The organism is Paenibacillus sp. 05T425, from assembly GCF_056396205.1.
In genome coordinates, this window is sequence record NZ_JBFTLA010000018.1 from 56,028 (window position 1) to 71,896 (window position 15,869).

Here is a 15,869-nt window from a genome sequence, read left to right on the forward strand (position 1 = left end):
TCTACTATGCCCCAAAACCTGTTACTAATGTATATCTACGCGACAGGACCACATTCCATCAATTGTATGAGATTTAAATTTGTCTGTCAATGAACATCTGCTCTTGGATCCGCTTAAGCCCGTCTTTAATGGCGCGGGCGCGCACTTCGCCGATGCCGTCCACCTCATCCAATTCTTCGATCGTCGCCATCAAAATATGAGGCAATCGGCCGAAACGCTCGACCAAATTGTTCATTATAATGATCGGCAGCCTCGGAATCTTGTTCAGCAGCCGGTAACCGCGCGGCGATACCGCCTCGTCGGACATGTTGTTCGTATGCGAGTAGCCGATCAAGCGAACGATAGGCGGAGCATCCAGCAATTCGTCCGAGCTGAGTTTCTTAAGACCTGCTCTTATTTCGCGTATCTTCTCATCGGAATTGTCTTTGGCGTAATCCTTCAGCAAGTACCATGCGTCCTCTTCAACGCCGCCGATCAATTCATCCATTTGCATGCTGATTAATCGACCCTCTGTGCCAAGCTCATTGACGTATCGCTTAATTTCCATCTTAACGCGCAATACCATCTCCACTCGCTGAATAACGTGAGCAACCTCTTGGAGCGTAACCAGCTCCTCGAATTCAAGCGCCGACAAGTTCGTGAACGATTGACTTAATACGGCCTTATATTTCTCCAGCGTTTGAATAGCTTGGTTAGCCTTCGTCAGGATGACGCCCATGTCCTTAAGCGAATAACGAAGATTGCCCTGATACAAGGTAATGACGTTACGCCTTTGCGAGATGGATACGACCAACTTTCCGGTCTGCTTCGCAACCCGCTCCGCAGTACGATGACGGATGCCCGTTTCAATGGACGGAATAGAGCTGTTCGGGATGAGCTGGGTGTTCGCATACAGGATGCGACGCATATCCTCGCTCATGATAATGGCGCCGTCCATCTTCGCCAGTTCATATAAGTAATTCGACGAGAAGTCGCAATTAATCGAGAACCCCCCGTCTACAACCTCCATCACTTCCGGACTGTAGCCAACAACAATCAATGCTCCTGTCTTGGCGCGAAGCACATTCTCGAGCCCTTCACGAAATGGGGTGCCTGGCGCGACTAACTGCAACAATTGATTCATAACTTCGAGCTGTGTAGGTTCTTTCATCGTTTGCCCCCTATCCAAGCGCTGCCTTAAGTGCTTCCGCCACCGTGCTGACGCCGATAATTTCTATGCCCTCGGGCGCTTTCCAACCCTTGAGGCTCTTCTCCGGCATAATGACTCGTTTGAAACCAAGCTTCTCTGCTTCCTTCACCCGCTGCTCCGCCCTCGATACCGCACGCACCTCGCCGGTTAGGCCGACCTCGCCGAATATAACATCATACGGTTTGGTCGGCGCATCGCGGAAGCTGGATGCAAGACTTACTGCCGCTGCAAGATCGACTGCGGGTTCATCCAGCTTCACGCCTCCCGCTACATTCAAGTACGCATCCTGCGTCTGGAGAAACATCCCGTTGCGCTTCTCCAATACAGCAATGATAAGCGCCATCCGATGATGATCGATGCCGGTCGACATCCGCCTTGGCGACGGGAAGTTCGTCGTTGCGACGAGCGCCTGGAGCTCGACGAGAACAGGCCGTGTTCCTTCCATGCTGGCTACTACCGTTGAGCCCGATACACCGAGCGGCCGTTCGGAGAGGAATAGCTCGGAAGGATTGGATACTTCCCGCAGTCCCTCTTCTCCCATTTCGAAAATGCCAATCTCGTTCGTTGATCCGAAGCGATTCTTCACCGCGCGGAGCAATCGGTATGTATGATGGCGTTCGCCTTCGAAGTACAAGACGCAGTCAACCATATGCTCCAGCAGCCGCGGTCCTGCGATCGCGCCTTCTTTCGTTACATGGCCGACCAACACCGTCGCGATACCTCTAACCTTCGCAACTCTCATGAAATGCGCCGTACATTCGCGTACTTGCGCTACGCTTCCCGGCGCCGATTGAACGCCCGGATCGTATACCGTCTGAATCGAATCGATGACTAAAAAGTCCGGCTGCAGTGAATCAATCGCATCGTTAATGTGCTCCATATTGGTCTCGCACAATACATAAAGCGTTTCCGTCAAAGCGCCGAGCCGATCCGCCCGCAGCCGTGTTTGGCGTACCGATTCCTCGCCTGAGATATAGAGCACCTTCAGCCCTTTGACAGCCAAAGCATGAGAGGTCTGCAGCAGCAGCGTCGATTTCCCGATGCCGGGATCGCCGCCGACCAGTATGAGCGACCCTGGAACGACGCCGCCTCCAAGCACACGGTTAAGCTCCAGCATCTTTGTTTCAATACGAGGCTCCTGCCCATTTTCTATATGTATGATCGATTGCGGCTTTTCTTTCGTATGAAGCGACGACAATCCGACACCTTGCGTCTTAACAACCGTTTCTTTCTCCTCCACCATGGAATTCCATGCGTGACAGCCTGGGCATTTGCCGAGCCATTTGGCGGATTCTGTACCGCATTCGGTACAGACGAACTTTGTTTTTATTTTAGCCATTCTGTACTCCTTAAGCTGTTAGTTAAGCGCTTATGCGCCAACATATAAAGTTTACCATTTTATCCCGCCACTATAAACCCACATACTATACGAAAAAAATTGTGCACAGGATGCGAAAAGTTATTCCGCTCGCGCAGCTTTAGTGTTATTATTTTCAACTTGGCAACAATCCACACCTGATTAGATGAGAACCTGCCGAATAATCCACATGTGAATAATTCTAAAGCGATGGCAACATCCACATATGCACATGATAGGCTCTGAATAATGAAGCAAGGTTCATGAAATATGCGAATTATCCACATTCAACTTAGACGGGCACCCCGTAGGCCGCATCGATTACTTTTTTCAATGAGGATGAGGCGGAATGATAACTGGAGTATATATCCTATATATCGGACTTATCCACATTATTATGAACAGCTTGTGCACAGTATTTTGTGGATAACGTTGTGAAAATCGAAGAAAAAACAACAAAAAAGCTCTTATCCAATGGTGGATAAGAGCTTTGGGACACACGAGACGAAGCATTTAAGAATGGCGCGACAAGAGGACTCTATGCGTCGATAGTTGCGAACCGAGCATTATATTTTCAAATATTCTCGGAGATCCGTCGGCGGCAGCTCCTGCTGCTTGTTCAGGCTTGCGCTTGTGGGCGTGGGCGAGGCGGAAGGAATCGCTGTTCACCCAAGCGTCGAAGTGCTCCTTCTGCTCCCAGGTCGTGCTTACCTTCAATTCGTCATGCCCCTCGATATGCTCGGCCATCAGCACTTCCATCCGGACGAAGCCCGGTGACAGATCGATGCCTATCGATTGATGAAACCGCTGCGCAACCGATTCTCCGTGCCCTTTTTTCACCTTTATCGTATTCGTAACGACGATCATGTCCGTGCCTCCTCTAGTTTGTTGTTTCATTATATGGCAGCGTAAATCCGCTTCGTTATCTGCAAGTAACCTTATCCATCTATTATACGATAATGATTCTCATTGTCAACAAATTGCGAAATTCATTCTCCGACTGCTTCAACTTACGAATGAACTGCGGATTAGGGTAACTTAACCATATCCGATTCCAATTTTTCCATGCGTGAACCTTTTGGCGCCTCCATTTATCTAATCAATAGAATTTAAACGAAAGGAGTAAGCCAACTATGATTCTGCAGGATGATATCCTTCGCGCTGCGCGAGGCCATCACGACGCCTTTGTCCGCATTATTAAAGCGTGCGAGCCGTCGATGTACCGTCTGGCCAAATCGTATCTGAAGAGCGATTCGGAAATAGCGGATGCGTTGCAAGAAACGATTTTGAAAGCTTTTCAGTCCATTAACACTCTGCGCGAGCCCCAATATTTTAAAACCTGGCTGCTGCGTATCTTGATTAATGAATGCAATCGAATGCTGAAGCATCGCAGTCAAGTCATACCGATTGCCGACATGTCCGACCGCGGCTCTTACAGTCACGACCCTCAACATAACGGGCTTAACGAAGCCGTACAAGCACTGGAGGAAGAGCTCCGAATTGTCGTTACTCTATTTTATTTGGAGGATCTGCCGCTTAAAGAAATAGCATCATTGCTCGATTTGCCAGAAGGCACCATCAAATCCCGTTTATTTCGCGCTCGGGAGAAGCTTTCTCGTTACTTAAGACAAGAGAGGAGCATGACCAATGAATGATCATGAGCTTGATTTTGAATTAAATCGATTATTGAAAGAGTCTACTCAAGCAGTTCCGGAAGTTGTTAGCTCGCGTGTGGATCAAACTTTATTATCGTTGAAAAAACGGAAGCGCGTTCCCCGAAAAACAGCCATTGGCGTTACGGCAGCCGCTGCCTCCTTAGCGCTGCTTGTCGGTTCTTCCTTCGTCTCTCCGACTATCGCCAAAGCATTAACGAATACGCCGCTCATAGGGTCGGTTTTTGAGATGATCGGCGATGCCGGGTTACAGCTATCCGGACAGAAAGGTTTAGCGACAAAGCTGAATCAAGCAGCAGAAGATCAAGGGATTCGTATGACGGTTACCGAGGTGTTATACGACGGCATTCGGTTAGCGATCGGGTACACGGTTGAGGCAGACCATTTTGTATCGTCTCTCGATGCGGATATGCTCATTAACGGCGAACCGATAGAAACGCTGCTCGGCAGCGGCGGCTCTTCACAAATAGGAGATAATCAATACACAGGATACATGGATTATGAAGCGGACGGCACTCTTCCCGATCAATTCGAGCTTACGTTGAAGCTGAATAGCATCCAGCATTATTCGAACGAAACAGGTTGGCAGACGACGAAGGGCTCTTGGAAATTCCGTCTCCCTGTCAGCAAGCTTACTGAGGGCATATCGGTACGCTCATTTGAAGAATCGCCTCCGAGTGCGACATCGGGAGAGACCACGTTATCGGTCAAAAAAGTGACAATGACGCCTGCCGTTACGGCAATTAACGTGGAGTTGGATGAGAAACGTACCGTAGAGGAACTAGGCTTCTTCATCTACGACGATAAAGGGCAGCAGCTTCAATCTTTCGGCTACAGAGGTGATAACCTCCACTCCGATGAACAAGATCGATACAAGTCGGAGTATCGGATCCGCTTTGCCCCCATCGAAGCGATACCGGACTATTTCATTATTCAGCCTTATAATCTGGATACTTCCGGAAAATCGTTGGAACGCAGTGAAATCGCATTCGATCCGCGGCAACAACTGCCTATTACCCTCTCGCAAGGGGAGATCGGCTCGATTTCCGTTACGGATGCCGAGTTTTTGCCTGACAAAACGATCTTGCACTACACGGTAGAAGGATCAGATCCGTTCTCTCAAGCAAACAGCTTCTGGCTGGAAGACGCGAACAATCAACCGATAACCCAGCTTGGAGGGACAAGGCTCGCAGACCGCAGCACCTATTCGTTTACGCAAGAGTATGCGCCGCTGTCGCTGGACGATATGAACGGCAAATCACTTTATCTCGCTGGTTGGAAACTGCCCCTCCCCGACATTCGTGAAGATCTAGCTATTAAGATTCCGTTAAAATAACGCTTCATCCACAGCATTCCCGATTGTGTATAAGTTCGATTCGGTTTTCTCACTGCGAGATATCCACATGTGGATGAAGGTTTGCTAGGAATGTGGATATAAAAAAGAGGATGAAGCTGGAGATAGGATGCCGAAATCCCGCATGAATTACAAAATAAAAAGAGGTTGAGGGCCTAGGCCCTCAACCTCTTCGCGCTTTATTTCGTAGCCGGCTCTTCGGGAGCAGGAGCTGCGGCTGCTTTCGTTACAGTCAGCGCGCCGTCCTTCTCGTCGATCGTGAACGAATCGCCCTTTTGAATATTGCCCATGAGCAGATCCTCGGAGAGACGGTCCTCGATATGCTTCTGAATCGCACGGCGCAGCGGACGCGCACCGTATTGCGGATCATAGCCTTCCTTCGCAAGGAATGCTTTCGCGGCGTCGGTCAAGACGAAGTCGACCTCTTGCTCGCGCAGACGCTTGCGAAGCTCGTCGGACATGAGCGTTACGATCTGAGCGATATGCTCCTCGCCCAGCGAGTGGAACACGATGCTCTCGTCGATCCGGTTCAAGAACTCCGGACGGAAGCTTTTCTTAAGCTCAGCCATTACTTTGTCTTTCATCAGCGAGAAGTCTCTGCCCGCATCCTGCACGGCCGTGAAGCCAAGCGAGGAATTGCGTTTGATTTGGTCAGCGCCGACATTGGACGTCATAATAATGAGCGTATTGCGGAAGTCAACGACGCGGCCCTTGGAGTCGGTCAGACGACCATCCTCAAGCACTTGAAGCAGGATGTTGAATACTTCCGGATGTGCTTTCTCGATCTCGTCAAGCAAGACAACCGAATACGGCTTGCGGCGAACCTTCTCTGTGAGCTGACCGCCCTCTTCGTAGCCGACATATCCTGGAGGCGCTCCGACGAGTCTTGAAGTCGAATGCTTCTCCATGTATTCCGACATATCGATGCGGATAACCGCATTCTCGTCGCCGAACATCGCTTCTGCAAGCGCGCGCGCCAGCTCCGTCTTACCTACCCCAGTAGGTCCTAGGAAGATGAACGAGCCGATCGGACGTTTCGGATCCTTCAGACCTGCGCGAGCACGACGGATCGCGCGGGATACCGACTTAACGGCTTCCTCTTGACCGATAACACGGTCATGAAGGATCGATTCCATTTTCAGCAGACGCTCGGTCTCTTCTTCAGCCAGCTTGTTGACCGGAATGCCGGTCCAGCTTGCTACGATCTGAGCGATATCTTCCGGCGTTACCTCGGAATCGGTGCGGCCTTGTTTTTCTTTCCATTGGTTCTTCGTTACGTCGAGCTCTTCGCGAATCTTCTGTTCCGTATCGCGAAGCGCTGCCGCTTTCTCGAACTCTTGGCTTTGAACGGCTGCATCCTTCTCCTTGCGGATATCTTCAAGACGGTTCTCAAGCTGCTTCAAATTCGGCGGTACCGTATAAGAGTTCAGCCTTACTTTGGAGCTTGCTTCGTCAATAAGGTCAATGGCTTTGTCCGGCAGGAACCGGTCCGTAATATAGCGGTCCGACAACTTAACCGCCTGAACGATCGCATCGTCCGTAATTTTCACGCGGTGATGCGCTTCGTAACGATCACGCAGTCCGTGAAGAATTTGAATCGCCTCTTCCGGCGACGGTTGATCGACTGTAATCGGTTGGAAGCGGCGTTCTAGCGCTGCATCCTTCTCGATGTACTTGCGATACTCATCCAGCGTCGTAGCCCCGATGCACTGCAGCTCGCCGCGCGCAAGCGCCGGCTTCAGGATGTTGGAGGCGTCAATCGCGCCTTCCGCGCCGCCTGCGCCGATCAGCGTGTGCAGCTCATCGATGAACAGGATGATATTTCCGGCTTGGCGAATTTCGTCCATGATCTTTTTCAAGCGATCCTCGAACTCGCCGCGATATTTCGTTCCAGCAACAACGGAGCCCATATCAAGCGTCATAACGCGCTTGTCGCGCAGCGTTTCCGGAATTTCATTCGCGATGATCTTCTGAGCAAGCCCTTCGGCAATCGCCGTCTTACCAACACCCGGCTCACCGATGAGGACCGGATTATTTTTCGTACGGCGGCTTAACACTTGAATGACGCGCTCGATTTCTTTGCTTCGTCCGATAACCGGATCAAGGTTGCCTTCCTTCGCATAGGCCGTAAGGTCTCTAGCAAGACCGTCAAGCGTCGGCGTGCTTACGTTAGCAGGCGAGCCGTGGTTGCTCGATACCGCTTCGCTGCTGCCAAGCAACTGCAGCACTTGTTGACGCGCTTTGTTCAGGCTAATGCCCAGATTATTAAGCACGCGAGCCGCTACGCCTTCCCCTTCACGAATGAGACCGAGCAGGATATGCTCCGTACCCACGTACGTGTGGCCAAGCTTTCTCGCTTCGTCCATCGACAATTCGATCACTTTCTTAGCACGCGGCGTATAAGCAATATTATTAGGCTGCTCTTGGCCGCGTCCGATCAATGCTTCTACTTCGTCTTGAATTTTCTCAAGTCCAAGTCCCAGCCCGATCAGCGCCTTAGCCGCAATGCCTTCCCCTTCGCGGATAAGACCGAGTAAAATATGCTCCGTGCCGATATTGTTATGTCCAAGCCGCACTGCTTCCTCTTGCGCCAATGCGAGCACCTTCTGCGCTCGTTCCGTAAACCGTCCAAACATCATATCCACGCACCCCCATGCTCGGTTTCCCCACGCAATTGCTTGCGTATGAGTTCTGCTCTCCTATAGTCCCTCTGCTCCGGATTCATCTTCTCATTGAAAGTCTGTTGAAGGAATCCAGGCTGAGTCATAACCAATAATTCATTCAATACTTGCGGCGTAACGCTCGGCAATAATCCGAGATCCGCGCCAAGCCTCACATCCGACAGCCGCTGCGCCGCTTCCTTGGAATCMATAATCGCAGCGTGGGACAAGATGCCGTAAGAACGGCTTACTCGATCCTGGATGCGAAGTTTTGATTCCTCGAGAAGCCGCCTGCGCGCCGCCTTCTCATGCTCGATGATCTGCTTGGCTACGCCATGCAAGTTATCAATAATCTCGCTCTCTGATTGTCCGAGCGTAATTTGGTTCGAGATTTGAAACAAATTACCGAGCGCTTCACTGCCCTCGCCGTACAATCCTCTAACGGCCAAGCCGACCTGCGTTACCGCTGATAAAATACGGTTAATCTGCTGAGTCAGCACCAGCGCCGGCAAATGCATCATGACCGACGCCCGTATGCCCGTTCCGACATTCGTCGGACAAGACGTTAAGTAACCGCGTTTCTCATCGAAGGCGTAATCCGCCTCCGCTTCAAAAATATCGTCAATTCCGCTGGCCAATGCCCATGCCTCCTGAATTTGGAAACCTGGATATAAACATTGAATGCGCAAATGATCTTCTTCGTTAATCATTATGCTGACTGATTCATCATGATTGAGCAAAACAGCCCCGCCTCGCGACTCATTGGCCAAATTCGGGCTAATGAGATGCTTCTCCACAAGTACCCGCTTATCGAGCTCGCTAAGATCGGATAACAATACCGTCTCGAATTGCCCGATATCGCTTAACTTGCCGGATTCGCCTACCTCGGTGAGCTGCTCCATCACTTCCTTCGATTGCTGGTTCGTGGCCAGCATCGGGAACGGATGATGTCGCAAGTTGCGAGCGACTCGGACTCTGCTGCTGATGACGACCTCGGTTTCGGGTCCTCCGCTCTTCATCCAATCGCTTAATGCATCTTGTGTGAATCGATGCTTCGTCAAGAGAGCTTTCCTCCTTCCATGCCAGCTTACAGCGTACGTACAGCGTCTATAGATCCGCTATCTTGCGTTCCAGCTCGCGGATCCGGTCACGCAGCTTCGCTGCGCTTTCGAACTCCTCTTGCTCAATCTGCGCTTGCAGATCGCGCCGAAGCTGTTCGATCTCCCGCTTGCACTGAATTTGACCACCTGAACGCTTCGGAATTTTCCCCATATGAACCGTACTGCCATGAACCCGCTTCAGCAATGGATCAAGCTTATCGGCGAACTGCTGGTAGCAGGCGCTGCAGCCGAATCTTCCGATCTTACTGAACTGCGTATACGTAAGACCGCATTCCTCACATCGAATCGCATGCTGCTGATTTGCGAAGTTGTGACCGCCAGTCGATTCGAAGTCAAGAAGGCCTGACAGCAGGCTATGAATCGAGAAGCTATTCGGTGAGCCCGGTATGCCTTCGCCCTTCTCTCTCGCACAGCTTTCACAAATGTGAAACTCCGTCTTCTCGCCATTGATGATTTTTGTAAAATGAAGTGTAGCCGGCCTCTTACCGCATTCCTGGCAAATCAAGCCTGATCCCTCCTCCCGGTACGCGCTACTTGACTAATAATGAAATGAGCATCGACTTCAGCAGCCTTGCCCGGATTTCATCCCTCTGCGGCAGTTTGAGTGCGATGGTTTCCCTTTGCACCGCTGCCCGGAGTATATTAGCTTCGCGCCTCGTCACCAGTCTTGCTTCCTCAAGCTGATAAATAATGCCTTCTGCCGCACTCTGATCGACACAGTCGCCAATCGTTTGTTCGAAATGGAGCTGAATCGAATTAAGTGCCGGAAGATCAACCCGTTGGATTCGGATATAGCCTCCGCCTCCGCGCTTGCTTTCAACCATGTATCCTTTCTCCAGCGTGAACCGGGTACTAATCACATAGTTGATCTGCGACGGTACGCAAGAAAACTTGTCAGCGAGGTCATTTCGTTGAATCTCGACAGCGCCGCCGGCGCTATCGTCCAGCATATGCTTCAAATACTGTTCGATGAGATCGGAAATATTTCTCAAAATACCAACCTCCCTAACGCATGGCCAAAGGAGCTTGTCAGAGCCGCCGTAACGGCTTATTGACTTTGACTTTCTTTGACTTTAACTTCATTATACTCAAAATATTCCTCGGGTCAAGTCACAAAGTTTAAATTTTCTGACGATTCGATTTCACCTTAGATTCGGTCCTATATTTCAACGAAAAACCGAAGCGCACCGCTAGTATCTAGCTTGGTGCGCTCCGGCATTATTTATACCTATTCAGGGCGACCCGACCCACAATCAAAGCTTATTCAACTGGCAATCTCACCGTAAATGCCGTTCCTTCCCCCGCGCTGCTCTCCACAGCGATCGTTCCGCCATGCAGAATCACAATGCGCTGCACAATGGATAGGCCTAGTCCAGTACTGCCCGACTTCCGCTCCCTCGCTTTGTCTCCCCGGTAGAAACGGTCATAAATATACGGCAATTGCTCCTCCGGTATGCCGTCGCCCGTATCGGCTATATGGATGACGCAACCGCCATCCTCGACAAAAGCCTGAATTTGAATGGAGCGACCCGCCGGAATATATTTGACCGCATTGGAGAGCAGGTTCGACCATACTTGCATAAGCAGCACTTCGTCTCCGTATACGTACAGGCCAGAGGACACCAGCAGCCGCACCGCGATTTCCTTCTCCGCCAACTGCCACTCCAGCAATTGAAGCGTCTGCCGCAGCTGAGGCTTTAGCGGGAACCTTCCCTTCTCCGTTGTCTGCTCGGAATGGTCCAGCGTTGAGAGCAGCAGGAGCTGCCTGCTTAATGTTGCAAGATGCCGCGTCTCTTGTCCGATAATAGCGGCATGCCCCCGAACGCTGGCAGGCTCCATCTCTTCGCTGAGCAATGAATCGGCATAACCTTGAATGGAAGCGAGCGGCGAATGGATTTCATGCGAGACGTTCGCGACAAACTCCTTCGTGCGAAGGTCGGCGCGTTCCAGCTCCAGACTCATGATTTGAAAATGGTTCGCCAATTCCCCGATCTCGTCCTTCCGCTTGGTTGGCAAGCGGAGCTTATATTGCCCTTGCGCGAGCCGTTTCGTCGCTTCCTTGAGCTGTACGATCGGCTGCACCAGGTAACGTGTGCTAACCATGAAGTAGGGCACGCTGAACACGACTGTCAGCACGAACATAAAGAGAAAGAACGTGCGAAGCTCGTCAAATTGTACGTTGCTGTCGTGGCGCAGGAAAAGAGCGTATCTCTCAGCTCCCGCCGATACGTGTACGCCCACCGTATTGCTGAGTCGATTGTCAAAGTAACCCGAAGCGAACGCCTTGTTCGGAAAGTTAGCGATACCGTGGAACTCCGCTCCGTCCAGTACGCGCATCTTGACGTCATTCGGAAGATCCTTTCTCGAGAAATGTCTCCCGTAAAACAGATCGTTTCCCGCTTCATCATAGACATAGAGCTGGTATCCTAACGCGGCAGACATGCTTAGCGCATCGCCCATAGCCTCTGGATGCTGCTCGATAAGAGCCTTCAATTGACTGACCGTGCCGAACAGCTTCTCATCCTGATAGGGCTTGAGAGACCAATGATAATACACGTTAGCGATAAAGAAGCCGAGGAAGCTGCTGATCAGAATCGTATAGAGCGTGATGAGGAAAACGCGAAAATAAAGCGAGCGCATTACGCCAGCACCTCAAGCTTATAGCCMACGCCCCTAATCGTATGAATGTTAAAGCTGCTTCCGCCCTCCGAGAACCGTTTGCGCAGCCGCTTGATATGTACGTCGACCGTCCGTTCATCGCCACCGTAATCGGAGCCCCAAATGAGATGGATCAGCTCATCCCGCGAGAAGACCCGGCCAGGATATTCCGCCAACTGCGCCAGCAGCTCGAACTCCTTCAGCGGGAGCAGCAGCACCTCGTCGCCGTCAATGACCTCATAGTTTTTGCGATCGATGACGAGCCTGTGCAGTCTGATTTTGTCGCTGGAGGCGAAGGAATAGCGTCGAAACAATGCTTTGACCCGGAACAACAGCTCCGGAAGCTCGAATGGCTTCGTCACATAGTCATCCGTTCCGCTTAAGTAGCCTAGTTCCTTGTCGCTAAGCTGGTCCCGGGCGGATAAAATGATAATAGGAATATCAAAGTTTTTTCTCGTATATTCACAGAGCGTGAGACCGTCCACTTCAGGCATCATAATATCCATAATGACAAGGTCTACCGTCTGATTCTCGAGCACGTGCATCGCTTCTCGGCCATTCTGCGCTTCTAGCACCCGGAAGCCTTCTTTGGTCATGTAGTGGCCAAGCAAAGCACGGCTATTGTAGTCATCGTCGGTAATAAGCAATTGCTTCATGCGTGTTCCAAACCTCCTTTTTGCAGGACTGCCATAGCCGACTGCCTATTTGTAGAGCTTGTCGCTTCTCTTCAGCATAATGATGAGAAACGGACCTCCGATCACCGCCATTATAATAGAAGCTGGTATTTCCGCAGGAGCCAGCACCGTCCTTCCGATCGTATCCGCTGCAAGGACAAGCAGAGCTCCACCAAGCGCCGAAAACGGAATGAGCAGCTTATAGTTCGAACCGACCAGCACTCGGCCGATATGCGGAACCAGCAAACCAACGAACATAATCAGCCCGCCAATCGCGGTTGCAACAGAAGCCAGCAATACAGCGACCGCCGAGATGAGCAGTCTGACGCGCACGACGCGAAGGCCCAGATTGCGCGCCGTCTCGTCGTTGAAGGTCAGCACGTTGCACCAGCCTCCCAGCGTCAAAGCGAGGAGCAATCCGATCCCGCCGAATAGACCGAGAATGTGGACATCCTCCCATGTTTTCATCGTAAAAATAGAAGATATCGCTTGGTTGACGCTTGTTACCGCATAACTCCCTCGATAATTAAAAGATTGCCCGAGCCCGGTGAATGTCGCATTGATAGCGATGCCCACCAGAATAAGCCGGAGCGGATTCAAACCGGTACGCCAAGAGAGCGAATAAACCAGATAGCAGGCCAGCGCGCCGCCCAGAACGGAAAACAGCGGCGACCAGAAGTAGAGCATCGGGAACACCGTCACGACCGTAATCGATACGAGTCCCGCTCCGGATGAAATACCGATAATACCGGGTTCGGCGAGCGCGTTTTTCATCACAGCCTGCAACAGCGCTCCGGATACAGCAAGAGCCGCACCGGACAGCATGGAGACAAGAATGCGAGGAAAGCGCAAATCCTTAATAATCTCAACGTGCTCGTTCATGCCATCGATCAAACCGCTGATCAATTCGCCGAACGACACCTTGATGCTGCCAGTCATCGCAGAATACAAGGCCAGACCTATGAGCAAGAAGGCGACGATGATGAGCGTACCGTACGGTTTCGCTTTTGCTCTTCTCCTGCCTTGGTCGATCGCGTTTTTTTTCGCTTCTATGTTCGTTATCGTCATCGTTCACATTCCTTTACGGCTGATCAGGGTAAAGCATCGGGAGCAGCGCTTCCAATGCTTCCCCTACTGCCAGGTTGCCCGTCGTTCCGAACAGTCGTTCCTCCAGATCGTAGACGCGTCCCGTCTGAACCGCCTTGAAGTGATGCCAAATATCGTTTTTCTTGAATTCCTCATCGAACATCTTAACGACTTCCTCCGGCATTCCGTGAGCCGCGCGCAAAATAACGTCCGGATTCGCCTGTTGCAGGTGCTCCGTATTCGATGCTAGAAATTCGACCTTCTCGCCTTGTGCGATATTGACTCCGCCTAGTAATTGAACCAAATCCCCGATATAGGAATGCTCCGTCGCAACCAAATAACTTCCTGGTACCCCTAGCAAGATTAGCACCGACGGCTTTTCTTTCCCTTCCGTTGCCTTACGAATCTGCTCCAGCGTCGAATTATAATCGCTCACAACGGCTGCTGCTTTCTCCTGCTTGCCGTATTTCTCGCCCAGCTTCAATATCTCTGCCTGCATGCGTTCCAGACTGGTCAAGTCTAGGAAAGTCGCATCGATATTCGCATTCTCGAACACCGGCTCCAGATCGTATTGCAGCGTCGTCACCGACAACACCTCGGTCGGCTTCAACGACTTCACTATCTCCATGTCCGGACTCATGGGATTGCCAACCTTAGTCACTTCATCATATCGTTCCGGCAACGTCTTCACGCTCTTGGGAACGCCGACGAGATCGATCTCAAGCAAATCCATGATTTGCGTGATTGCGACTGTCGTGGAGACAATCCGATGCTCTTCCGATACTGCCGTCTCCTTCGGCTCCTTCCCTCCATCGTCGGTTACGTTCTCCGTTACGGCAGGCGATGGAGCCGAATTCCCGTTCGCGGGAGCGGGCGTAACACCGCATCCCGTCAATGCCAGCAAGCAGAGGGCGATTAGAGCCGCCAGCTTACCTACTCGTATTACCATTGATCCAATCCTCCTGAGCCTCTTTGGCCATTTCCCGATTGCTAATTCAATGAACCTTTCTTCTCCAAATATAAATCGCACCTACAATCAAAATAAGTACTGCTCCAAGCGGCGTCCACCATTTGAAGCTCTTGCTGCCGCTATCGGCTTCAGGCGCATCGGCCGCGTCGCCGGCGGCAAGCGCTTGCACCGCTTCGCCTTCTTCTGCGGATGCATTGGTCAACTGTGCTTCACCGTCATCGGACGACTCTGTTTCTCCCGCTTCGTCAGTCGTATTCTCGACCTCAATGCCAGCTCCGCCTTCGCCTTTATCCGCTTGGACTTGCTCCTCGGCAGGAGAAGTCTCTGCCTCGACAGCCGCCTCATTAGCAGTTGTCTCAGCCGCCTCGGACGGCGCTGTTCCTTCTGTCTTGCTTGGTTTGGCAGCCTCCGACGGCATCGTTGTTGATTGGTCAGAAGCTTTAGTTGTACTCTCAGGCTTGCTGGTTTGCTCCGGCTTCTCTGCTGCCGACTCTCCGGTCACCGCAGGCTTCTCCGTCGATGTGCTAGCCGGTGCCGTCGTCGGTTTCGCTGTTGGTTTCGCTGTTGGTTTCGCTGTTGGTTTCGCTGTTGGTTTCGGCGTTGCAGCAGGTTCAGCGCCTTTGACAAGCTTAAAGCTCTCCTGATCGAACACGAAACGAATCGTATAATCATGGTCGTAATCGATATCTTCAACTGTCACGTGAATTTTGGACACAATCGGCTTTGTAATATCGGCGGTGAACTCAACCAACCGCGTATTCGCTTTTTTGTTCGAGCTGATCAGCTTCGTATCCACATATCCTCCGCCGCTTCCCGGTACTTTGAATTCAGTCACCCAGAAGCTGTGATTGATCGTCACGCGAACCGTCGCTTTGCCATCCTTGATCGTCACCTTTGCAGGCTTCTCCCAATAGTCATTCGCCATGGACACCGAATCATTCTCCGCCTGTAAAATGAGATAATCTGCTGTATAGGTTCCATCTGCGATCTCCCCTGCCGCATATAGGTTCGCCGGCAATAAGAGCAACACTATCCATAATGCGGCGAGTAGGCCGCTTATCTTCGTTCTTGCATGCATTTCATTCCCCGTCCTTTCCTGTTCATACAGCTCAATTCCATGATAATGA

14 protein-coding genes are annotated in these 15,869 nt (G+C 51.4%); 2 read left to right on the forward strand and 12 right to left on the reverse strand.

Annotated features, from left to right (window positions below):
* Positions 1-73: 73 nt before the first annotated feature.
* From disA to AC1DF0_RS28660, 3 genes are all read right to left on the reverse strand, one after another.
* Positions 74-1,150, reverse strand: coding sequence for a DNA integrity scanning diadenylate cyclase DisA (disA, locus tag AC1DF0_RS28650; protein ID WP_477576790.1), 1,077 nt, complete (start codon positions 1,148-1,150; stop codon positions 74-76).
* 10 nt (positions 1,151-1,160) lie between these two features.
* On the reverse strand, positions 1,161-2,528 hold the full coding sequence (gene radA, locus AC1DF0_RS28655; protein WP_337103217.1) for a DNA repair protein RadA: 1,368 nt from the start codon (positions 2,526-2,528) through the stop codon (positions 1,161-1,163).
* 531 nt (positions 2,529-3,059) lie between these two features.
* Positions 3,060-3,413 (reverse strand): antibiotic biosynthesis monooxygenase, encoded by a 354-nt coding sequence (locus AC1DF0_RS28660; protein ID WP_477576793.1) that lies wholly within the window; start codon positions 3,411-3,413, stop codon positions 3,060-3,062.
* Between the two features lie 266 nt (positions 3,414-3,679).
* On the opposite strand from AC1DF0_RS28660, the gene AC1DF0_RS28665 reads away from it, so the two are divergent.
* Positions 3,680-4,201, forward strand: a complete 522-nt coding sequence (locus tag AC1DF0_RS28665) for a sigma-70 family RNA polymerase sigma factor (protein ID WP_477576795.1) — start codon at positions 3,680-3,682, stop codon at positions 4,199-4,201.
* Positions 4,194-5,555, forward strand: a complete 1,362-nt coding sequence (locus tag AC1DF0_RS28670) for a DUF4179 domain-containing protein (protein ID WP_477576797.1) — start codon at positions 4,194-4,196, stop codon at positions 5,553-5,555. Before AC1DF0_RS28665 ends, AC1DF0_RS28670 begins: the two co-directional genes overlap by 8 nt.
* A 197-nt stretch (positions 5,556-5,752) precedes the next feature.
* On the opposite strand, the gene clpC is transcribed toward AC1DF0_RS28670, so the two are convergent.
* The 9 genes from clpC to isdC form a co-directional block, all read right to left on the reverse strand.
* Positions 5,753-8,212 (reverse strand): ATP-dependent protease ATP-binding subunit ClpC, encoded by a 2,460-nt coding sequence (clpC, locus tag AC1DF0_RS28675; RefSeq protein WP_442050266.1) that lies wholly within the window; start codon positions 8,210-8,212, stop codon positions 5,753-5,755.
* Positions 8,209-9,294: a protein arginine kinase gene (locus AC1DF0_RS28680; protein WP_477576800.1), complete on the reverse strand. Its 1,086-nt coding sequence runs from the start codon at positions 9,292-9,294 to the stop codon at positions 8,209-8,211. The genes clpC and AC1DF0_RS28680 overlap by 4 nt, the downstream gene beginning before the upstream one ends.
* A 46-nt stretch (positions 9,295-9,340) precedes the next feature.
* Positions 9,341-9,859, reverse strand: coding sequence for a UvrB/UvrC motif-containing protein (locus AC1DF0_RS28685; protein ID WP_442050264.1), 519 nt, complete (start codon positions 9,857-9,859; stop codon positions 9,341-9,343).
* Between the two features lie 25 nt (positions 9,860-9,884).
* Positions 9,885-10,346: a CtsR family transcriptional regulator gene (locus tag AC1DF0_RS28690; RefSeq protein WP_442050263.1), complete on the reverse strand. Its 462-nt coding sequence runs from the start codon at positions 10,344-10,346 to the stop codon at positions 9,885-9,887.
* Positions 10,347-10,614: 268 nt separating this feature from the next.
* Entirely contained in the window at positions 10,615-11,994 is a 1,380-nt protein-coding gene (locus tag AC1DF0_RS28695) for a sensor histidine kinase (protein ID WP_442050262.1), read from the reverse strand.
* The gene (locus tag AC1DF0_RS28700) at positions 11,994-12,668 is read right to left on the reverse strand and encodes a response regulator transcription factor (RefSeq protein WP_442050261.1); all 675 of its coding nucleotides are present in this window, start codon (positions 12,666-12,668) and stop codon (positions 11,994-11,996) included. Before AC1DF0_RS28700 ends, AC1DF0_RS28695 begins: the two co-directional genes overlap by 1 nt.
* 45 nt (positions 12,669-12,713) lie before the next feature.
* On the reverse strand, positions 12,714-13,754 hold the full coding sequence (locus AC1DF0_RS28705; RefSeq protein WP_477576804.1) for a FecCD family ABC transporter permease: 1,041 nt from the start codon (positions 13,752-13,754) through the stop codon (positions 12,714-12,716).
* Positions 13,755-13,767: 13 nt separating this feature from the next.
* Positions 13,768-14,715, reverse strand: coding sequence for a heme ABC transporter substrate-binding protein IsdE (gene isdE, locus AC1DF0_RS28710; RefSeq protein ID WP_442050307.1), 948 nt, complete (start codon positions 14,713-14,715; stop codon positions 13,768-13,770).
* Between the two features lie 52 nt (positions 14,716-14,767).
* Positions 14,768-15,820, reverse strand: coding sequence for a heme uptake protein IsdC (gene isdC / locus AC1DF0_RS28715; protein ID WP_477576806.1), 1,053 nt, complete (start codon positions 15,818-15,820; stop codon positions 14,768-14,770).
* Positions 15,821-15,869: the final 49 nt, after the last annotated feature.